Consider the following 21,971-nt stretch of genomic DNA (forward strand, 5'->3'; position numbering starts at 1 on the left):
TTAAAGTAAACATATGAAAAAGAACCCCTTCGTACTTTTGCTGCTGTTTTTGATGTCTTGTGTAAGTAGCCAGACAAAAAAATCGCCTGCTGCAGAGGTATCCCCTTTACAAACCTATATTGACGAAACGCGCCAGCAGTTTGCCCCGGATAAACGCGTGACCCTTTTTAAGGTAGATGTAAACAGTAATGTTCTTCGTGGAGAAACCAATATGCCTGAAGCTAAAGCAGACCTGCTAAGACGCTTGACGGCTGCCAATATAGCTTATGTTGATAGTATTCAGGTGCTGCCAGAAACGGAACTGAAGGGACTGCACAATGCTGTAGTGAGCATATCTGTGGCTAACCTGCGCTCAGAACCTAAGCATTCTGCGGAACTTGCCACACAAGCTACGATGGGTACACCTTTAAAAGTGTGGAAGAAAAATGATGGCTGGTACCTGGTGCAAACACCGGATAAGTATCTTGCCTGGGTAGATTACGGAGGCATCGCACTTATGGAAAATAAGGCTTTTGCTGACTGGCAAAAGGGTAAAAAGCTCCTGTATACACAACCTTATGGGTTTGCGTATGCTAACGCTGATGCTAGTGGTACAACCGTATCCGATCTGGTGTATGGGGATGTTGTGCTGCTGAAAGAGCAAAAAAAGGACTTTTACAAAGTTGAATTCCCGGATGGCCGTAGCGGCTATATTCATACCAATGAAGCAACTGATTACAAAACGTGGTCAGCCAGCCGACAGCCAACGGAGGACAATCTGGTGCAGTCCGGTAAAAGGTTATTAGGCTTTCCTTATTTGTGGGGAGGTACTTCTGTAAAAGGAATGGACTGCAGTGGTTTTACCAAGACTGTTTATTTCATGAATGGCTTGGTCCTGCCTCGTGATGCTTCGCAGCAGGTACATGTTGGTGAATTAGTAGATACTTCTGATGGCTGGGAAAATCTGCGTCCGGGTGACCTGCTTTTCTTCGGTACTCCTGCCAGCGATGGAAAGTCCGAGCGTGTTGTACATGTAGGAATGTGGATAGGAGGAGATCAGGAGTTTATCCATTCTGCAGGAAAAGTCCGCATCAATAGCATGAATCCTAAAGCTGCGAACTACGATGATTATGAGCTAAACCGCTTTTTAAGAGCAAAGCGTGTGGTGCCTGATACGACACTTCTCGATCTTCGTGAGGTGTCGCTCTATGAATAGCTAATAAGTCTACACTAATAAGAAGTCACCCCGGTGTTTTAGGAACGCCGGGGTGTTCGTGTTTAGGGGACAGGGCTTTTTAACCTTCTGCCATTCCTTAGAGGTAGTGCTTTGGTCCAAATCTGGATTTCTCAATAAGAAAAGCTTTGGGTGATAACCAAAAATTTAGAACTTCATTATTTACTTTTATAAAAAAATAACAAAAGTATTTGGAGTTAATAAATTAAATAATCAATTTCAATTAAATATTGACGATAGCGGATGAGTTCATTGTTGGCTCCAGAGAATAAACAACTTGATAACCTGAACCAGGTTGAAAGGAAAAAGCACCTGCAGAAGATCAGGATCATTAAGCATCTGTATGTAAAAGGTGCTAAGTCTAATGCAGAGATTTGCAAGCGGTTCAATATTAGCTCACCTACATCAATGGGCATGCTTAATGAACTGATACAGGAAGGACTGGTTGAGAAGCAGGGTAGAGGGGAGTCTGTTGGAGGTAGAAAGCCTGATTTATATGGGCTCCGTGATAATTCTCTTTTCGTGCTGAGCATTGATATGGAAAAATTCCATACCCGCATTGCCATTTTTGATAACAACAACAATAATATCACCGGAATACAAACTGTTCCGATCAAAGTTTCAAAAGATCTCAGTGCTGTACAGGAGCTGTATGAGCATGCAAACAGCCTTGTCATTTCTTCGGGCATCGACCCTGATAAATTGATGGGAATCGGTATCAGTATGCCGGGGCTGGTATCATCGAAGGATGGTAACAACTACACCTACCTGCTAACGGAGCAGAACGAGAGGTCGCTGCAGGAACTCCTGGAGATGAAATTCAACAAGCCTGTTTACATTCAAAACGACGTGAAGAGCATGACGCTGGCTGAGCATCGTTTTGGTGCGGCACACGGCAAGCGGGATGTACTGGTGCTCTCCATGGATTGGGGTATTGGACTTGGTGCAATCATGGATGGGAAGATGCGCATTGGAACGTCAGGCTTCGCGGGTGAGTTTGGTCACATCCCGTTTGTGGAGGATGGCCTGCTGTGCCATTGCGGAAAAAGAGGTTGCCTGGAAACAGTTGGCTCCGGTCTTGCTTTAGCCAGAAAAGCGAAAGAAGGTATAAAGTCAGGTCAGTACACTTTGCTCAATGAGCTTTCGGAGCAGGAAGTTGATAGCTTAGATCCGAAGGCGGTTATTGATGCAGCGAATCAAGGCGATCAATTCGCAATCAACATACTTTCTGAAATAGGTATGAACCTGGGGAAAGGGATCGCTTCCCTGATTCAACTGTATAATCCGGAGATGATCATTATAGGTGGTAAAATAGCCGCCGCGAAACAATACATCACCACCCCCATACAACAGTCCATTAACACATATTGCATGACCCAGCTTAGAGAAAAGACAAGTATCGCTTTATCCGAATTAGGGCAACACGCTGGTATCATGGGCTCAGTGGCAACCGTGATGGAGAACATCTTTGAGAATCAAATAGCATCTACTAAATCATAAGTAAAACTACTGCATTACATTACTATGGCTCGATTAAACCTTTTGGAAGAAACCCGTTTTGAGAAGCTTCCAACCACTATTTATCCCGATCAGCACGTAGCATCAGTAAACGTTGCACAGCGAATCTCAGCCCTGATCAGGAGCAAACAACAGCAAAATAAAATGGCTGTTCTGGGGCTTGCTACTGGAGCTACACCGGTAAGAGTATATGCAGAACTGGTGCGAATGCACCGGGAAGAAGGCTTAAGCTTCAGGAATGTGATCACCTTTAACCTGGACGAGTACTACCCGATGCAGCCAACTGCTGCACAGAGTTATGTCACGTTCATGAATGAGAACCTCTTCGAGCACATCGACATCAAGCGTGAGAATGTTCACATACCTGATGGCACGCTGCCACTGGAGGAGATCCACGAGTATTGCCTGGAGTATGAGCGTAAGATCGAGGCGCTGGGAGGGCTTGACCTGCAGATATTAGGTATAGGTCGTACGGGACACATTGGTTTTAACGAACCAGGTTCAGCGCCCAACTCAGGTACACGTCTTGTAACCTTAGATGACCTGACCCGCCGGGATGCTTCCCGTGATTTTGGTGGTAAGGAAAACGTGCCGCGCAAAGCCATCACCATGGGTATTGGTACCATCTTTAAGGCACGGGAAATTATCCTGATGGCATGGAGCGGGAAGAAAGCTCCTATCATCAAAAAAGCAGTGGAAGGAGAAATGTCGAGTGACGTACCGGCAACTTACCTGCAGCTGTCAGACAATGTGGAGTTTGTGCTTGATGTGGATGCCGCATCAGAGCTTACCCGCTTTAATACACCATGGCTTGTAAAGGATTGTGTTTGGGACGAGGCGCTGATTAAAAAGGCAGTCATCTGGCTGTCAAAAACAGTGCAGAAGCCTATCCTGAAGCTAACGGACGAGGACTACAATAATAATGGCATGGCACAGCTAGCCACCGAAAAAGGTCCGGCTTACAACATCAACATCGACATATTTAACAAGCTACAGCGTACCATTACCGGCTGGCCGGGAGGTAAACCGGGGGCTGATGATACAAGACGTCCGGAACGTGCGGAGCCGGCACAGAAGCGGGTAGTTGTTTTCTCTCCCCACCCGGATGACGATGTAATTTCAATGGGAGGTACATTTATCCGGTTGGTGGATCAGGGGCATGATGTGCATGTGGCTTATCAGACATCGGGCAACACAGCCGTTTGGGATGATGATGTGCTGCGCTACATGGAGTTTGCCATCGACTTTAACAAGAGCATTGGCGAAGACAGTGACAAGTTAGAGGCGATCTACGCTAATATGCGCAATTTCATACAGGAAAAGCAACCAAACCAGGTGGATACGCAGGAAATACGTGATGTAAAAGCTTTTATCAGGAAGAGTGAAGCCTTTGCCGGTGCCCGCTATGCAGGGTTGTCTGATGACAATATTCACTTCATGGCACTGCCTTTTTACGAAACAGGAAAGACGGTTAAAAAGCCTGTAACGGACATAGACGTGGAAATTACTATGGAACTACTCCGGAAAGTGAAGCCGCATCAGGTGTTTGCTGCAGGTGATTTTGCAGACCCGCATGGGACGCATATTGTTTGCTTCCGAATTGTTGAAGAGGCACTGCGTAGACTGCGTGAAACGGAAGACTGGGCCATGGATTGTTGGCTGTGGATGTATCGTGGGGCATGGCATGAGTTCGAAACCCATGAGATTGAAATGGCAGTACCGTTGTCGCCTCAGGAAGTTATGCGGAAACGCTATGCCATCTTTAAGCACCAATCACAAAAAGACAGACCGGTTTTCCCAGGTGATGACGAGCGTGAGTTCTGGATCAGAGCCGAGGAGAGAACCCGCGAGACAGCCAAGAGTTATGATGACCTTGGTCTTGCAGAATATGAGGCAATGGAAGCCTTTGTTAGATGGAAGTTCTAGCTTGATGTTAGCTGCATAAGTAGAGCTTTCTTCCTGGCGTGGCACTTTAAAGATCAGAGCTTTTGTTTCTGTCTTTAAGGCTGCCATACTGGGTAATTCCTGTTCTGTGTTTGACAGGTCTGATTATTCCCCTGGTGTTGCGATATATTTAAAACTCATAGCTTAGCTCTGAAGCTATTTTTCTGGGAACGTATAGTTTTAATCAGATGAAATAAAATTGAGGTAAAGCAAAAACTAAACTGTTAAAACTTTATATTGTACTTCTGTTTTGCCTTGTGCTGAAAAGGGTGCAGCTTAAACAGGTATTAAATTCAGCAACAGCACTCATTTTAATTTTAGATAGTAATGACAAAAGTAGCTTCCACGGTAACTGATAGTGCAGGAAAGGTAGAGGGCCAGAACAACTACATGCGCTCCATCATCATCATCGGTGCCTTGTTCTTTATCTTTGGCTTCGTCACGTGGCTAAACTCCGTACTGATCCCTTATCTTAAAATTGCATGCCAGCTCAACGACTTCCAGTCTTACCTGGTTGCCTTTGCCTTTTATATTTCTTACTTGGTAATGGCCATTCCGTCGGCTTGGGTGCTAAAGAAGACAGGCTTCAAAAATGGAATGTCTGTGGGTCTGCTTATAATGTCGGTTGGTGCTGCTGTTTTCATTCCGGCGGCTATGACACGCGTTTATGAGCTTTTCCTGCTTGGATTGTTTGTGCAGGGTACTGGTCTTGCTGTGCTGCAGACAGCCTCTAACCCTTATGTTACTATTCTGGGACCCATTGAGAGTGCTGCCAAGCGCATCAGTATCATGGGTATCTTCAACAAAGTAGCAGGGGCGCTGGCGCCTATTGTACTTGGTGCCATTGTTCTCTCAAATGCCGATGCATTGGTTGACAGTCTGGGGGCAATGAGTGCTGCCGAGAAAGCCGCTGAGCTTGATGCTTTGGCAGCAAAAGTAATTGCACCCTACCTTGTTATTGTGGCAGTGCTGATAGTACTGGCTGTGCTAATTTACTTTTCATCCTTGCCTGAAGTAGACACTGATAAGGAGGATGAAACAGTAGCGGCTGCCAACACGAACAAGAAAAGTATTCTGCAATTCCCCCACCTGCTAATGGGTGCCTTTGCATTATTTCTGTATGTGGGAGTCGAAGTGATGGCCGGTGATACGATCATCAGCTATGCGGCCTACGGGCAGGGTATACCCTTCACGGAAGCCAAGTTCTTTACTTCCATCACACTGATTGCCATGATTGTGGGATACCTGATCGGTATTGCGGCTATTCCAAAGTATATAAAGCAGGAGAAGGCGTTGCAGATCTCTGCAATACTGGGGGTGTTGTTCTCCCTTTCTGCAATACTGACAGATGGCTATGTTTCTGTGCTTTCGATTGCCTTACTTGGTCTTGCAAACGCTTTAATGTGGCCTGCTATCTGGCCTTTGGCTTTAGCCAACTTGGGGCGTTTTACTAAAATAGGCTCTTCTTTACTGATCATGGGTATCGCTGGTGGTGCTATCCTGCCACTTATATACGGTGCGTTGTCTGATGCCTTTAGTGCGCAGCAGGCGTATTGGCTCATGGTGCCTTGTTACCTGTTCATCCTGTATTATGCAGTGGCAGGGTATAAGGTAAGGTCGTAACACTACGTTAAACAAAGGAAGGCCCTGTATGCCAGCGAGAAAATTGCTGGCATACAGGGCCTTCCTTTGTTTAGGATGATTCTAAATTTCTCTAAAACAGCCTTTACCTGCAACCTGAGTCTGCCATGGGACAGTATATTTATAGTATCAGTTAATGAAATTCAAACTTAAAATTTAGACTATGGAAGCTACCTGCAATCACTGCACCCACTGGGAGCAAGATCAAAATAAAGTACAACTACAAAGTAAAGACTTTGGGGTTTGTGACGAACTAACAGGCCAACACGCCATGGAACCTTCTTATGTGCTGCCTTTAGTACATGAGTCATCTCAGGACCTGAAGCCAAAGAAATTTGAAATGATCACAGGCGCCATGTTTGGCTGCAATCACTTCAGTGAAAAAAAGGCGTGGGTTTAGTATAGGAACTAACCATTTGTTATAATCAAAAAGCCTCTGATAGAGATGTCAGAGGCTTTTGTTTTTACTTCTGTGCCATATAGACTAGTGGAAGAACAGATAAGCAATAAAGATTGCTGCAATGACACCTGCAAAGTCAGCAATGAGACCGCAGGTAAGGGCATAGCGCGTGTTTCGAATGCCAACGGAGCCGAAGTATACTGCCAGGATATAAAAGGTGGTTTCTGTGGAGCCCTGTATGGTGGAGGCAAGGCGTCCTACAAATGAATCAACTCCATAGGTATTCAATGCTTCTACCATCATGCCTCTCGCGCCGCTTCCGCTAAGGGGTTTCATAAATGCAACTGGTAAGGCCGGCACAAAATCAGTGTTGAGGCCCGTTAAGGCAATGCCGTAGCCTATTCCGTCTACCAGCAGGTCAAGTGCGCCAGACGTTCTGAAAACACCTATGGCGACAAGGATGGCTACTAAGTAAGGGATGATGGTAATAGCAACTGTAAACCCTTCTTTGGCTCCCTCAATGAACGCATCATAGACATTTACTTTTCTATACAGTGCAAGTCCAACAAAAGAGATGATGATAGAAAAGAGAATCACGTTGCTGGCCACCGTAGAGATCAGGCTCACCTGTTCTTGCGGAATGATGCTGAAATAATAGATCATCCCTATAACAAGGAGCATAAAAGTGCCCAGGTAGGCAAGTATAACCGGATGCAGCAGGTTAATGCGCTGGTAAAAAGCTACAGCTATAAGACCGGTAACGGTAGAGAAGAAGGTAGCCAGAAGTATGGGAATAAAGATATCTGAGGGGTCTGCAGCTCCTAGTTGTGCCCGGAATACCATAACACTGATTGGTATAATAGTAAGGCCGGAGGTATTGAGCACCAAAAACATGATCTGTGCTTTGGAAGCAGTTTCCTTATGCGGGTTCAGTTCCTGCATTTCTTTCATCGCCTTTAGTCCCAGGGGTGTAGCGGCATTATCCAGGCCTAGCATATTTGCGGAAAAATTCATCAGAATAGATCCATAAACAGGATGATTGTTAGGAATCTCCGGGAACAGGCGGTGAAAGAAAGGGCCTACCAACCTGGAAAAAATGGCTATAATACCGCCTTTCTCACCTACATTCATTAAGCCCAGCCAAAGCGTCATTACACCGGTAAGTCCCAAGGAGATTTCAAAGCCTAGCTTTGCATTTTCAAAGGTACTGGCAACGAGCTTTTGAAATATATCATAGTCCTGGAAAAAGATGAGCTGAAAAAGGGCAATAAAAAAGGCAATCAGGAAGAATCCCGCCCATAGATAATTTAAAACCATGTATGAAAAGGTTAGCTTGGTCTGGTTGAACCGGTAAGATACAAAGTGATCTTATAAAATCCGCCTGCTATATAGCAGGCGGAGAATTTTAAAGCACCAGACCATGAAAGAGCTTTGGTATTTCCCCATTAAGATCATACACAAAGCCATTTACAATAGCATACTTAACTTGGCCAGCATCATCTCTGAGTACAAAGTTGGCCATGTTTTCGAGCGTAAGGTCATGACTAACTTTCTCTGCTCGCTTTGTAACGTTCAAAGGGAGGTTCTGGGGGCTAAAGCCGGAAGGCGGTAATTCATCAACCTCAACCGTAGTATATCCTTCCGCCAACAGTTCCTGAGCACGTGCTGTTGAAAGGGAGCTGAAACTTTTTAAAGGCTTAGGATATACTTTACCAGGCACCAATGTTAGCCCTTCACCGTTCACTTCTTCATAGCCATAGAAAACACGCATATCGCCCAGTTCCTCAATACTGCTCTTATGATAGTAGCCCTCGGGTGCTGAGGGTAATTCTACCTCGTCCCGCATAATGCCCACATCCAGTAAGGTATTCTGGCCATGCTGCTCATAGCGCACGTTTCGTATAACCAGGTCAAAAAGGTTGCGCTCGTTTTCAGGAATAATGTAATAATCTTCCAGTATATAACTCTTGTAACCTTCGCTGGCTATCAATTGCAAAGCAGAGATAATGGCAGCAAAATTAAGTTTCCGGATCTCCTGTTTCTCCGGGTCCTCGTTATATCCTCCTGACTCGATCAGGATAACACTGGTGCCCCACTTCTGGATATTATCTCCGAAAGCCCTTGGCTCATGCTCATCAGAGTATTTTGCTATCTGCCCAGGAATAAGCTGCTGCAGTGCCTCGTTCATTCCCACAATGGTGCGCATGGCACGGGCGCGTACTGTGTCAACGGTTTGGGCGTAATCAAATGCTGGGGCTAGAAAAGAAATGGTAGCCGGCTTAGAGGTGTTGCCAACGGTATAGTAGCGGCTTTGATCGTGCAGGTTAAACCCAAATTCAGGATTGATACTGTCGCGCATGTGTTTTAATAATACAGCCTCAGGACTTTGCAGTCTGAGGGCATCCCGGTTAAGGTCTATCTGCAGTGCATTCCGACGGATGAAGCGTTCTGCCCCATCCGGGTTTAGCATGGGTATGATGTAAAGCGTTGTATTTTGTAATATATCCTGGCGCACAGAATCCAGTCCATCGCTCCCTTGCAGAAAGTTGATCAGGTCGAACAATGCCATAGTAGCCGTAGATTCGTCACCGTGCATCTGCGACCAGAGCATTACTTTTGTTTTACCGGTGCCTGCTTTCACCATGTAAATGTCACGCTGTTCTACTGATTTGCCGATTACCTCCACTTCGAACAGGTGGCTCTGCTTTAGTTGCTCCAGCAGCGGTACTATGTCTTTATGCTTGAATCGCCTGTTAGTGATAGCTTTTTCTTTGAAATTGTTATGTTGCTCGTAAAAAGCCTTAGGTTGAAGGTTCGTTCTTTCTGCCATTTCGGGAATCTTTTTCTGCTGACACGTAACTGCTGTTAGTGCCAGTATTAGTAGAAGAATTACATGAAGCTTTCTCATTGAACCACTTTTTTGGTGGTACATCAAGTTAATGGTAAATGAAGCGACACAGCTAAAAACCATTGTTCATTTACAATCCTTAATGTAGGAATAAAATGTAATTTACGAAATTAGTACACTTGGTTATGCCAACAGGAAAATAGGTGGAGCAATCATGGAGAAAGCAAAAATTTTGTATCTTCCTGCTTAGGAAATACCATGGCTATGATGCATATCTCAGTGCGTTTGCGAAAGAACCTGCCACTTTTTACAAGGCTTGTTTTCTTTGGGGCGCTTTCACTTACACAGGTCTCTTGTGTGACGCAAAGAATTAAAAATGAAAATATGGTTCAGAGAATCATGAAGCAACACCCGGAGCAGTTTCAGCAAATACTGGAGCAGCCCGAGAAGTACCGTGTGCAGGTACTTTATACTCAGATCGACAGAGATGAGCAAAATAATCCTCAGTTCACTTCCTATGCCTATCGCCTCGATCCGAAGGAGTATTTTTATCCTGCCAGCACTGTTAAGTTACCTGCAGCTGCTTTGGCTCTTGAAAAACTAAATGAGCTGAATAAAGAAGGGCTAAGTAAATATACAGCTTTAAAAATAGACAGCGCCTATTCCGGCCAGTCGGCAGTTACCACAGACAGTAGCTCTGAGGATAACTTGCCTTCCATAGCACATTACATCAAAAAAGTGCTGCTTGTAAGCGACAATGACGCGTATAACAGGCTTTACGAGTTCTTGGGGCAGAAACAGCTGAACGAAGGCCTCCATGAGAAGGGATTTGAAGATGTACGTTTATCGCACAGGCTTTCTATCTTCCTGACACCTGATGAGAACAGCCACACCAATCCCTTTACCTTTTACCAGGGTGACAAGGTATTGTATGAGCAGCCGCTTGTAAACAACCAGAACCCAAAGCCAAGCCCACTGAAGGACGTGTACCTGGGGAAGGGGTATATGCAGGGGGATGAGCTGGTGAACAAGCCCATGGATTTTTCGGCCAAGAATTATATTTCTGTGGAGGCCCTGCAAGGAATTCTAAAGAGCCTGATGTTCCCAGAGGCAGTACCTGCCCAGCAGCGCTTCAATCTGAAGCCGGAAGATTATGAATTCCTGTACAAGTACATGTCGATGCTGCCGCGTGAGAGCGATTATCCCAAGTATGAAGAACAGGAGTATCCCGACAGCTATGTAAAGTTTCTGATGTACGGACAGGACAAGGAGCGCATACCTGAGAACATCCGCATCTTTAACAAAATAGGAGATGCCTATGGCTTTATGATCGACAACGCTTATGTGGTTGATTTTGAAAATAAAGTGGAGTTTATGTTAACTGCCGTAATATATGTGAACGAGGATGAGATCTTGAACGATGGCAAGTATGAGTATGATGAAGTAGGCTTTCCATTTATGAAGAACCTCGGAAGAACAATTTACCAACATGAACTGCAGCGAAAAAAGAAGCACCTGCCGGACCTGTCAAGGTTCCGAATTAACTATGAGTAGGAATATCTGCTACATAAAAAAGCCTCACTGAAAAATCAGTGCGGCTTTTTTATGCTAATAAGAGCAAACTATCTGTTACATGTCCCACCATAGTGGGTCTGAAAGTGGAGGAGTTTCAGGAGTGTTAGGATTCTTAGATGCTTCTCCCTGTGGGTAAGCTACCCTGCGTATGAAGGTGTTGAGAGCAGCATTCTCCGGTAAGGTAAAGTCTTCATACATGTAATCGAACCTTCTGGCATCGTTCCAGGCTTCAGGGTTCAGGTATGTAATCACGAACTTCTCTCTAAAAATCATATCAAGTGTAAGATTTGAAGCGCCTACAGCTATTGCCGGATCATTGATATAAGCATTTGCCTCTGCTGGATCCACCTCGTAAAGTTCCATACTGGCCCTGATGCCTTCCAGGTATGCGGCATATGCTCTTTGTGCTTGTCCTGCTCTTAATGCTGCCTCAGCTTCTATCATTTTTACTTCCGGGTAAGACACAATGATTATCGGAGCGTCTTCTGCAGTGATCGGTGAGTTAAGTGAGATATATACTTCATCCTTAATAGTGGTACTGGCAGTGCCAGCGTTACCTGCGCCATTAGGTGTGCCTACATACGTTCCATTTATAGTTGTGTCTGTGATCATCTCAAGGCGCGGGTCCTCTACACCGGTGGTTGTTCCCTTTAGCTGCTCAATTAGTTGCTCTGAAAGCCAGCCACCTAGTATGAGTCTTCTATTCGCGTCTGCTATAGCGGCCCATGGGTTTCGTTCAAAAAACACTGCCATATCCGCATTGTCGGCATTCGATGTATAAGAGTTTTCTACTGCGGTGAGTACCGCCTGAGCATTGTAGGCAGATGAACCGGTAAGCTTATTCAGCTGTCTTGCTTTAAGAGCATAGGCTGTTTTAATCCATTTACTCTTATCGCCGCCATAGATCAGGTCATTGACCGGGCTCAGGATTACTCTAGAGTCTGTTTTAGATAATTCAGCAATGGCCTCATCCAGAAGCGTTAAGGTGGTGTTGTACAAATCTTCTGCAGAGTCAAATTCAGGCGTAAGCGTAGAGTTATCAAATGCATTAGAAAAGGGAGCATCGCCCCAAAGGTCCGTCACCAGCATCAGGTGGTAAGCCATCAGTATATTGGCAACTCCTACGTAATCACTGGCTTCCTGTTCCTGCGCTTTCTGCTTCATATCATATATGTCTGCCATTGCCAGGTACAGTGCATCCCAGGTAGAGGTATAGTCGGTTACCTCATACGTATCTGTGGATGATCCGGCAACAGGACTCGCCAGGTACTGTACAAAATATGAAGTAATATTACCTACCCGCTGGCTGTTCAAACCAGTTTTTTGGGTAGTAGTGGAAAGCAGTTTTTCAAGGGGAGGATTAGTCACCAGGTTCGGGTTTTCCTCCAGGTCAAAATAATCCTCACAACTCTGCAAACTTATCATTGCCCCCATTAGAATGATGGCGAACGTATATTTGAATATCTTTTTCATGCCTCGTCTTTTTAGAATCCTACATTAAGAGTGAACAGGTAGCTTCTTACAGCCGGGTAAGTAAATCCGGCAAACCCATCTACGTTGCTACCGGAAGGAGTGGAGCTGTTTTCAGGATCAAAACCGGAGTAGTCAGTAGAAAGCCACAGGTTGTTACCTGTGAGTGCAACAGAAGCATTTTTAACAAAGATGCTCTCGAACCACTTATCTGGCAGCACATAGCTGAGTGTGAGGGAGCGCAAACGTGTCCAAGAAGCATCTTCAACAAAGTTCTCTGACACGCCCCGATACACATTGCGATAGTAGCCGGCACCGTATTTTACGCCATCAGGTCCTGTACCCTGCCCAAGAAACACAGGCTTTGTGTTAGGAGTACCATCCTGCAGTACGCCATCAAACACAATGGTTTGGTTGCGGTTCTCTGTATATTCTGCAATACCAAAAGCCGCAAAGAAGTTGCCCATCTGGTTGTATTTCTCCAGGCCCTGGCGTGTATCTATCAAGGCAGTAAGGCTGAGGTTTTTGTACCGGAAGGTATTTGTTAAACCGGCAACCCAGTCAGGCTGGGAGTTACCTAGTATTTTAGGGTTTGAGAGAGGAGCACGCACCGGGAAACCGTCGGCACCAATCACAATTGGTCTTGATTCATCTATAAACAACGGATCCTCTTCTTCACCAGGGCCATAATAGCGCTGGTAGTAGGACCCGTAAATGTTGCCATAAGGCTGCCCTGCAATAAGCCTCATCGTCACGGAAGCGCCAACATATCCAAACTGTGAGGCATAAGTTATTTGATCCAAACCTTCCGGAAGGCTTAGGATTTTGTTGCGGTTAGCGGAAAAGACCAACTTCGTGTCCCAACTGAAATTATTAGTTTGTACAGGTACAGCGTTCAAAGCAATTTCTACACCTTTGTTTCGCATTTCACCAGCGTTTACTGCAGCGTTAACAAAACCGGTTGATGTGGCTATTGGAATAGTAAGGATCTGGTCTTCGCTGAGTGAGTAGTAATAAGTAAAGTCAAAGCCGAATCGGTTATCCAGAAAAGACATTTCCAGACCCGCTTCATAAGTGTTTGTAAATTCGGGGCGAAGATCTCTGTTACCAAGTAGTGCAGATCGTGTAAATCCTGTATATCCTGTGGGGAAACCTCCGTAAGGAGCAAAACCTGATGAGGTGGAGTAAGGAGGGGCATCCTTGCCTATCTTTGCATAAGACAACCTAAGCTTGCCCTGACTTATGAATGTTGGAAGGTCAAACTGTTCAGAAAACAAATAGCTAAGGCTAACAGAAGGGTAGAAGAAGGATCTGTTATTTTCATTTAAAGTAGATGTTATGTCATTACGTCCCGTTACTGTAAGAAACAGGAAATCCTTATAGTCAAAGGATGCCTCTCCAAAGAAACCCATCAATCTGTACTCTGACTTGTTCTGCTCAGAGGAAAGGAATCTTGCGTTTGTTAAGTTAAAATAGTCAAAAACAGCTAATTCTGAACCTTCTGCTCCGAAGCTTTCAATTTTCCTGTCATACAGCTCATGACCAAGTCTGAGGGTACCGTTAAAGTTCTCTCCAAATGAAGATTGCAGCGTTGCAATGAATGTGGAGTTAATTGCTCTGAACTTAGTGGTATATTCATTTACAAAGCCTAACCCATTGTCTTCATAAACTCTTTCATTGGCAAATCCGCGAGGACCAGGAGCGGTACGGGTACGGTCGTCGTTATACGTATCTAAACCAATACGATAGTTGAAGTTCAGCCATTCTTTTGGCTCGTAGCCAAAGTTTAAACCACCGATAAACCTGTTTACATCATCTTCTAATAAATTAGTATATGCACCATAAATAGGGTTATTGTTGCGGTACGTCTTCATGGTGCCATCCGGCTCAAGGAAATCTGTAACATCCCATCGTGGCGACCAATAGCTGAGGCTTTCGTTGAAGCGATCGGCGTTATAGCGGTTACCACCTGAGTTGATGAAAGTAAAGTTGGCTCCTGTACTGAACTTTTCACTGATTTTTACATCTGTATTTAAGCGGGCCTGTATGTTTTCATAATCTGTAAACGGAAGCACCCCTTCGTGCCTTTGATGCGATATAGAAGAAAAAAAGTTGATTTTCTCGGTTCCGCCTGAGAAGGAAAGGGAGTTCCTATACTGGTGTCCGGTTTCATAGGCATCCCTGAAGTGGTTAAATAGTTCGGCAGGATGTGTTGGATCTATTCTGCGGGCTTCCTCCACTGTCGGGCCCCAGGATGGCCAGAAGCTATCCGCTTCATAATCCCCAATGTAACCCTGGGTAAACATGTCCTGTGTCTCGGGAAACTTATTTACTTCCTCGATTCCGGCAGTACTTGTAAAGTTCACACGCAACGCCCCTGTCTGGCCTCTTTTAGTTGTGATTACAACTACACCATTTGCTCCACGCAGACCATAGAGTGCAGTGGCCGCTCCACCTTTCAGAATATTAATACTTTCGATGTTATCTGGATTGATGTCAGCCAAACGGTTGCTCATTCCCCGAAGTTCTGCTCCCTCCCCGAAAGTGGAAGTAGAGTTGTCAACAAGAATTCCGTCAATCACATAAAGCGGATCGTTGCTCTGACTAGGGTCTATGGAGTTGATACCACGTATCAGAATATTTGCTCCCTGGCCCGGTGCCCCACCTGTACTGGAAATAGTAGCACCTGCCACTTTGCCCTGTAATGCATTTAGTACATTTGGTTGGCGATTTTGCACAAGTTCCTCTGTGTCTACTGTAGAAGTAGCATAGCCAAGGGCTTTTTTCTCACGTGTGATACCCATAGCTGTAACAACCACTTCAGAAAGTTGCCGGGTGTCAGTACCCAAGGCTACGTTTATGACGGATTGGTTTCCTACTGTCACCTCTTTGGTTTCGTAGCCAAGGTATCTGAAAACCAGAACAGCATTGTTACCTGGAACCTGTATCCGAAATTCTCCATTAGTATCTGTGGTAGTACCGGTGGTAGTACCTTTTACAAGTACACTTACCCCGGGCAGTGGCATGCCCTCTTCTGCGCCTGTAACCTTGCCAGTTACAACGTTAGTATCCTGGGCATACAGGCTGGTAGCCAGGAAGAGCAACAGTAACAGCAGACTGAATGTAAAATTGTTCCTCATAGTAAGAAAGTTTAGATAGATGGTTAACATTAAATAGTTGATGTCGCCGTTCCTGAATATTTATCAGGTGTTTGCAGACATATATTGGACTTCATGAAGAGGTGTTTATGTCTTTATTCTGTCGTAAACTCATGATTTTAGAGAGTGTACGATGTTAGAAAAATAAAGTATCGGAAAAGTTAAGTATATTCTGATAGAAGTACACCTTTCATAAAGCCACTGTGCCCAATCCTTAACGGGTTGTTCACCGAAGGATTGGGCACAGTGGCTTTATGAAAGTAGGGATTTCCTAAATAAGCAAAACTCTTTTGGTCGTTCGGGTGCGGTCAATGGTTAAAACAAACAGGTACATTCCCGGTGCGAGTTTTCCTCTTTCAACACTAATAGTGTGGGCTCCGGCATTAAATCTCTTCCGCAGGATTCTTGTTCTTACTTTACCGTCCAAAGAAACTAGCTCTGCCCTTACTTCTGCATTCTTTTTCAATTCGAAATCAACCAAGAACCGGTTGGTAGCCGGGTTTGGATACACCTTCAGCTGATGTTTCTCTGTCTTTCTGGCAATAGCTGTCACGCCTCCTATGGTTGCTGCCTGGCTCAGGTCGCTTTCTACATTGTCAGGGCTTAATTCTGTTACTGCCCAGTAGGCTCCTTGCAGCGATACCTCTCCTGCATTAATTGTAAAAGACTCGGATACAGTGAGCGCGCGTACGGCCCCATCGGGTATATCGGAAGTATTATTAACGGGTGAAGCTAAGTTATACAGGATGTACCTCTTGAAGGAATCTGTATTAGCGGGGTTGCGTTGCCATGTAATGTTATGAGCTCCTGTTGCCTCGTCAAGGGTAACTGTAAGCGAGCCGGGAGCGGCAGGTTTATGTCCTCCTTTCCAAGCCATGGATGGTGGCGCAGCGGGAGTTTTAAAGGTGGTATTCCTGAGGTTTGAGAAAATGTTGTTCGTATTGGATGTGAGATTTGCTGCCCGGTAAAGCACGCCTCCCAAAGCATTCTGACTGCGATTATCTCTGGTTATATTTACCTGGTTTGGTACCTCCTGCTCAGAGAACGTTGTTTTGTAAAGGGCGTGGCCGGCATAAAGATGACGGGAGGAGCTATAGGCTTTACCTGCCCACCACTGCAGAAGGGTGCGATAATCCTGTGCTCCTCCAATTTGCCAGTACAGCTGTGGCGAAATGTAATCTACATACTGGTTCTCCAGCCAGGTAACAGGGTCAGCGTAAATAGTGTTGTAGGCATCCATGCCAGTTATGCCTGCTGGTACACCATTTTTCCATATCCCAAAAGGGCTTACTCCGAACCTTACACCAGGTTTTATAGCTGCCAATTGTTCATGCACAAGGCGTATCGTCTCATTCACATTGTTCCGTCGCCAGTCCTTTATATTTGTAAACCCGCTTCCATACAACGAGAAAGTACCTGCATCTTCGTTTGTGATTCCGGCAAAGTTCCCTTCCGGATAAGGGTAAAAGTAGTCATCGAAGTGAATGCCATCTACGGCATAGTTCGCCGCAACCTCACTCACAACAGCAGTTATATACTGCCTTACCTCAGGAAGCCCCGGATTCAGTATCTTCTTACCATTTGAAAAGCTAAGTATCCACGCAGGCTTGGTGTGGGTTACATGGTTTGCGGCGTAGGTAAGAGAGGTAGAAGTAGATGCGTTTACCCGGTAAGGATTGAACCAGGCATGTAGCTCTAGCCCTCTCTTATGCGCTTCTTCAATGGCAAAAGCCAATGGGTCATATCCTGGACTTACTCCCTGTGTACCCGTTAAAAACCGTGACCAGGGTTCTCTACTGGAACTATAAAAGGCGTCACATTCGGTACGTATCTGAAAGAAGACCACATTCAGGTTTGCCTCTTTGATTCTGTCGAACATGGCGCTTAGGGCTGCTTTCTGATTTTCAGCAGAAGCCCCCTTTACGGGCCAGTCCAGGTTGCTCACGGTAGCCACCCAAACTCCCCTAAACTCACGGTTAGGTACTGGTTGAGATAGAACATGAAAAGAAAAAAAGAGAAAAAGAAGAGCAGCGAGTAAAGCTTTAAACCCCATATAAGCAGTAAATGACAATATGGGCGAAAATACGAACAAGCTCCCAATCTATAGCATCTTATGTTGGTTTTATAAAGAAAAAAGGTGTGGCTGAGAAACCCTTATTCGGGTAAGGCAAAAGTGAAACAGCTATACGCCGCATTAGGGCATAAAATATAACATTTCCTTTACAATGAAGTATACAGCTTCTAATCTTTCACTAGTGTTACGAATGTATTTTAAAGGAGCAACCATATGCGTTTGATAACTGTAAAGGCGCCTACGGGGCAGGGGCAGAAGGTTATGGGCTTAGCTTTTTCGGCAGGAATACTGCAAGTATCGATGCAGCAGGCGAAACAATATACCCCAGACCGGATGGAAAGGAAGCTGGATGTAGTAGAAGTTGAAACTGATACGCCGAGAGCAAAACAATTTATTGAGACTCTGATGGTAGCTCCTTTTTATGACCCGGATACATTTGCTTTTACTATCCGGCACCCGGAGTCTGTCTTTGCAGCAGAGACCCCAAGAAAAGAAACAAATCCCTTTGTCAGACCCACAACGGATGTCTATGATGAGCTGTGGCAGTTCACCGAAATAACACCTAGCCTGTTGGGGAGGGTATTTCTTTCTTCGATTCTTCTCTCTTTTGGAATGGTGGAAGACTTAATTCCACTTATCATAGCTGGGCTACTCTTTCTGCCATATCACCACCACATGCTTACAGTAGGGTTGGGAAGTATTCTTCGGGAGTGGCGTTTCTTGGGGCAGGGGCTGTTGGCACTTTTACTTACTACTATTATGATTGTCCTGGCCGGAAGCTGTGTCGCCCTTTTCACAGAGCCACCCATCGGTTTCAGTGAGTTTGGGTCTCCTCTGACAGGGTTTATACTAGCTTCCGTGATTGGGGTTGCAGCTGCTTTGGGTGCCATGGATGATGCCGGGCGGCGTGAACTGGTTGGGTTGGCAGCTACGGCTCATATCTCCGTCTACCCGGCCTGGTTTGGTTTAAAGCTGGTGTTCGGCTTTCAGGAGGACGATAGGTGGGAGGAGCATTTACTTACCTTCGGCATAAACACTTTGTCCCTGATCGTGGCAGCTGGAATTACCTTTGCCATTACAGGAATGAGGGGTGATGGTATTCGCCGCTTTGTAAAGCAGAAGACCGGGACGGACTAATTGAAAAAATACTTCTTGTATATTTTGGGGAAAGTCTCTCTGTTGTAACACTACCTGTACCAGGTAAAGAAGTGGTGCAATGTTTTTAAAAAGTCTATGAAGTTAATTCTCCTTTTTACCCTCCGGTAAAAGAGGTAGTCCCACATTAAGTGGGTATTACAACGTATTTTTGGTAACTTTAGCTTTTCAGGCATATCCCTACTGTTTTAGTTTGTGTCTTGTCTTCTAATTCAAATTCAATGGTCCTGCAGGAAATTCTTGATAGCTTAAGAGTAATAACAAAATCCACCGTAAGCGAAGAAGCATCTTTGGTTGATGAACAGGGCAAATGGCCTGAGAATAGCATCAAAGCGCTTCAAAAAGCAGGTCTTGGAGGATTATTGGTATCAAAGGAGTTTGGTGGTCAGGGGCAGGGAATGTATGCCCTTGCCCGTGCTTGTGAGATTTTGGGGGAGGTGTCAGCGTCTACTGCCCTTTGTTTCGGTATGCACTGCGTGGGCTCTGCTGTTATCGGTGCAAAACCTTCTGACTATCAGAAGGAGGAGTTTTTAAGACCTATTGCCGCCGGGGAGCATCTTACTACGCTCGCTCTTAGTGAACCTGGTACTGGGGCACATTTTTATTTTCCTCAGACGCAGCTTTTAGCCCTGTCAGAAGAGGAGTTTCTTTTGAATGGTAGTAAGAGCTTTGTAACAAATGGTACAAAGGCAGACTCTTATGTTATCTCTACGTTGGGTGTAGATCCTGATGCCAGCCGGGATGAATTTTCCTGCTTCGTTCTTCGGAACAATACAGAAAACCTGGAATGGGGGCCAGATTGGAAAGGACTGGGAATGCGCGGAAATTCCTCCAGAACACTTTTTCTCAAAGATATCAAAGTACCTGCTGCTAACTTGCTGGGAGATGCAGGGGATCAGCTGTGGTATGTTTTTCAGGTGGTAGCCCCTTACTTTTTAACAGCAATGGCAGGCACTTACCTGGGAATAGCTCAAGCTGCTTTTAATGAGGCAAGGCAGCACCTTGTACAGCGAAGTTACCGACATAATGGTTCCACCTTAAGCCAGAACACTTTACTGCAGCATCGTCTGGGAACTTTATGGTCTAAGATAGAACGTACCCGCCAGTTACTGTACCATGCAACCCGAGAGGGCGAGAGTGGTGAACCTACAGCCATATTACCTATTCTTTCTTCTAAAGCGGAAGTGGCTACCTGTAGTGTGGAAGTTGTAAATGAAGCAATGACACTAATGGGAGGAATCGCCTATAGTCAGAACTCCAGAATGGATGTGCTCCTGCGAGATGCCCGTGCAGCTCATGTAATGGGACCCACAACGGACATATTGTATACTTGGCTGGGGCGTGCTCTTCTGGAGCAGCCTATTTTGGATAGTTAGCACCATGGAATCAATACTTCACATTGGGCTACATAAAGAGACGCTAACGTTACTTCAGGAGAATATTGAGGTAGCAAACCTGACTTTTGAAGAAGCATCCGGAGAAAGTTTTAAGCAAACCTGTAAAACGTTACAGCATCATCGGGCGCTTCTAATAGGAGAGGAGGTTGCCAATCCTATTCGATTCGCGCAGGATGCCTATGCTCATGACAAGTGTATCTCCATACTGTTGGTAAACGATAGTGCCAACAATGAAAAGATAAAGCAGGCTTTACAGTTCTCGCCATTCGTTGGTCCAACAGTTCAGTGTGTCTCTAACGCAATTGGCCAACGTATGTCTCCCATTCTGGAAGATGCCATGCAACGGACTATACAGCGCAGAAGTTTTGCAAAGTTGAAAAGCACCTCTATGATGGAGCAGCGGTTTGCTCCCAATGCTTTAGAAAAAGTTCGGGCCGACTTCACAACAAAGATTTTAGAGGAGGCACCTATTGGGGCTATACTTGTTTCAGGCACCGGTACTGTTTTCAGTATAAATAATTATGCCTTGGTTCTGCTAACAAAAACTGAGAAAGAGGTGCTGGGAACATCTGTAAATGATCTATTCCCGGAAGAACTGCAGGAAGAAATAATGCAGTTTCTCTTAGATGGGTATATAAGTGAGCCCAAAAGAGTTTTTGAAGTGAAGCGAGCTGAGGATTCTCTTTTCCTGGAACTGTCCGTAGCACCGATAGATACAAGAGCCTCTTCAAACTATAAGCTGGTTATATTAAATAACATTACTCCAATGGTAGTTGCGCAGCAACATACGCAGGCTCATCTGGAGGAACTCGAAAGGTTAAATACCAATCTGGCGCGTGTTAATGCTGATCTAGACACTTTTGTTTATACAGCCTCCCATGATTTGAAATCACCTATCCTGAATATTGAAGGGCTGGTGACTTCGTTAGAAGAGGAATTAGGGCCGGCTCGTGGCGCTGTGGAAACGGAGTTGGAGCATATTAAACGTTCTATCAAACGGTTTAAACAAACTGTGGAAGGCCTTACGGAGGTGTCCAGGATTCAGAAAAATTTTGAACAAAAGGCTAGCCTTATAAACATTCAGGAGCTATTAGAAGAGGTAAGGCAACTCCTGGAACAGGAGATTGAAGCTTCAGAAGCTTTGATAGAGCTAGCGGCAGACGCAAATCATATCATCCTTTTCTCGAAGAGAAACCTGACGAGTATTCTGTATAATCTGATAGGTAACGCAATCAAGTACCGTTCTCCGGTTCGTAAGCCCTATATCTGCATTAGTACATGGTGCGAAAGTGGAGACTATTGCCTCTCAGTAAGTGATAATGGATTAGGAATTCCTTCTGCGAATCAGAAGCGTGTGTTTCAGCTTTTTAAACGCATGCATTCCCATGTGGAAGGTAGTGGGGTTGGTCTGTACATAGTAAACAGAATTGTTGAAATTAACGGAGGCCAGATAACAGTGGAAAGTAAAGAAGGCATAGGCTCTACTTTTACAATACGATTGAAACAGATTGGTACGCCTGTTATAGGAAGTAGCACCTGACCCTGCCTTTGTTCTTCCATGATACAAAATGTACAGGC

General features: G+C 45.1%; 14 protein-coding genes. 9 read left to right on the forward strand and 5 right to left on the reverse strand.

The genetic code is table 11. From position 1 onward, the window contains the following. Positions 1–13: 13 nt before the first annotated feature. The 5 genes from ACFSRY_RS06830 (at position 14) to ACFSRY_RS06850 (ending at position 6,716) form a co-directional block, all read left to right on the forward strand. Entirely contained in the window at positions 14–1,195 is a 1,182-nt protein-coding gene (locus ACFSRY_RS06830; protein WP_377504368.1) for a C40 family peptidase, read from the forward strand. Between the two features lie 261 nt (positions 1,196–1,456). Beyond that, on the forward strand, positions 1,457–2,713 hold the full coding sequence (locus ACFSRY_RS06835; RefSeq protein ID WP_377504370.1) for an ROK family transcriptional regulator: 1,257 nt from the start codon (positions 1,457–1,459) through the stop codon (positions 2,711–2,713). A 24-nt stretch (positions 2,714–2,737) separates the two neighbouring features. Further along, the gene (gene nagB / locus ACFSRY_RS06840; RefSeq protein WP_377504372.1) at positions 2,738–4,657 is read left to right on the forward strand and encodes a glucosamine-6-phosphate deaminase; all 1,920 of its coding nucleotides are present in this window, start codon (positions 2,738–2,740) and stop codon (positions 4,655–4,657) included. Positions 4,658–5,002: 345 nt separating this feature from the next. After that, a complete protein-coding gene (locus tag ACFSRY_RS06845) occupies positions 5,003–6,298 on the forward strand; it encodes a sugar MFS transporter (RefSeq protein ID WP_377504374.1) in 1,296 nt (431 codons plus the stop codon). Positions 6,299–6,479: 181 nt separating this feature from the next. Continuing rightward, complete coding sequence (locus ACFSRY_RS06850) at positions 6,480–6,716, forward strand: hypothetical protein (RefSeq protein ID WP_377504376.1); 237 nt, start codon at positions 6,480–6,482, stop codon at positions 6,714–6,716. Between the two features lie 84 nt (positions 6,717–6,800). On the opposite strand, the gene ACFSRY_RS06855 is transcribed toward ACFSRY_RS06850, so the two are convergent. Both ACFSRY_RS06855 and ACFSRY_RS06860 read right to left on the reverse strand, forming a co-directional pair. Beyond that, complete coding sequence (locus ACFSRY_RS06855) at positions 6,801–8,033, reverse strand: nucleoside recognition domain-containing protein (protein WP_377504378.1); 1,233 nt, start codon at positions 8,031–8,033, stop codon at positions 6,801–6,803. Positions 8,034–8,121: 88 nt separating this feature from the next. Next, positions 8,122–9,624: a M14 family zinc carboxypeptidase gene (locus ACFSRY_RS06860; RefSeq protein WP_377504380.1), complete on the reverse strand. Its 1,503-nt coding sequence runs from the start codon at positions 9,622–9,624 to the stop codon at positions 8,122–8,124. A gap of 204 nt (positions 9,625–9,828) precedes the next feature. On the opposite strand from ACFSRY_RS06860, the gene ACFSRY_RS06865 reads away from it, so the two are divergent. After that, positions 9,829–11,118, forward strand: a complete 1,290-nt coding sequence (locus ACFSRY_RS06865) for a serine hydrolase (RefSeq protein WP_377504382.1) — start codon at positions 9,829–9,831, stop codon at positions 11,116–11,118. 75 nt (positions 11,119–11,193) lie between these two features. Here ACFSRY_RS06865 and ACFSRY_RS06870 read toward each other — a convergent pair whose 3' ends face one another. From ACFSRY_RS06870 to ACFSRY_RS06880, 3 genes are all read right to left on the reverse strand, one after another. Further along, on the reverse strand, positions 11,194–12,612 hold the full coding sequence (locus ACFSRY_RS06870; protein WP_377504384.1) for a SusD/RagB family nutrient-binding outer membrane lipoprotein: 1,419 nt from the start codon (positions 12,610–12,612) through the stop codon (positions 11,194–11,196). Between the two features lie 11 nt (positions 12,613–12,623). Then, positions 12,624–15,749 (reverse strand): SusC/RagA family TonB-linked outer membrane protein, encoded by a 3,126-nt coding sequence (locus ACFSRY_RS06875; RefSeq protein ID WP_377504386.1) that lies wholly within the window; start codon positions 15,747–15,749, stop codon positions 12,624–12,626. 289 nt (positions 15,750–16,038) lie between these two features. Further along, positions 16,039–17,820, reverse strand: a complete 1,782-nt coding sequence (locus tag ACFSRY_RS06880; protein WP_377504389.1) for a family 10 glycosylhydrolase — start codon at positions 17,818–17,820, stop codon at positions 16,039–16,041. Between the two features lie 234 nt (positions 17,821–18,054). Here ACFSRY_RS06880 and ACFSRY_RS06885 point away from each other — a divergent pair, with 234 nt between their 5' ends. From ACFSRY_RS06885 to ACFSRY_RS06895, 3 genes are all read left to right on the forward strand, one after another. Next, entirely contained in the window at positions 18,055–18,978 is a 924-nt protein-coding gene (locus ACFSRY_RS06885) for a hypothetical protein (RefSeq protein ID WP_377504392.1), read from the forward strand. A gap of 239 nt (positions 18,979–19,217) precedes the next feature. Continuing rightward, positions 19,218–20,372: an acyl-CoA dehydrogenase family protein gene (locus ACFSRY_RS06890; RefSeq protein ID WP_377504395.1), complete on the forward strand. Its 1,155-nt coding sequence runs from the start codon at positions 19,218–19,220 to the stop codon at positions 20,370–20,372. Positions 20,373–20,376: 4 nt separating this feature from the next. Continuing rightward, positions 20,377–21,933, forward strand: a complete 1,557-nt coding sequence (locus ACFSRY_RS06895) for a sensor histidine kinase (protein ID WP_377504398.1) — start codon at positions 20,377–20,379, stop codon at positions 21,931–21,933. The last annotated feature ends 38 nt before the right edge of the window (positions 21,934–21,971 follow it).

The sequence above is a fragment of the Pontibacter locisalis genome (assembly GCF_042684605.1).
Lineage (GTDB): Bacteria > Bacteroidota > Bacteroidia > Cytophagales > Hymenobacteraceae > Pontibacter > Pontibacter locisalis.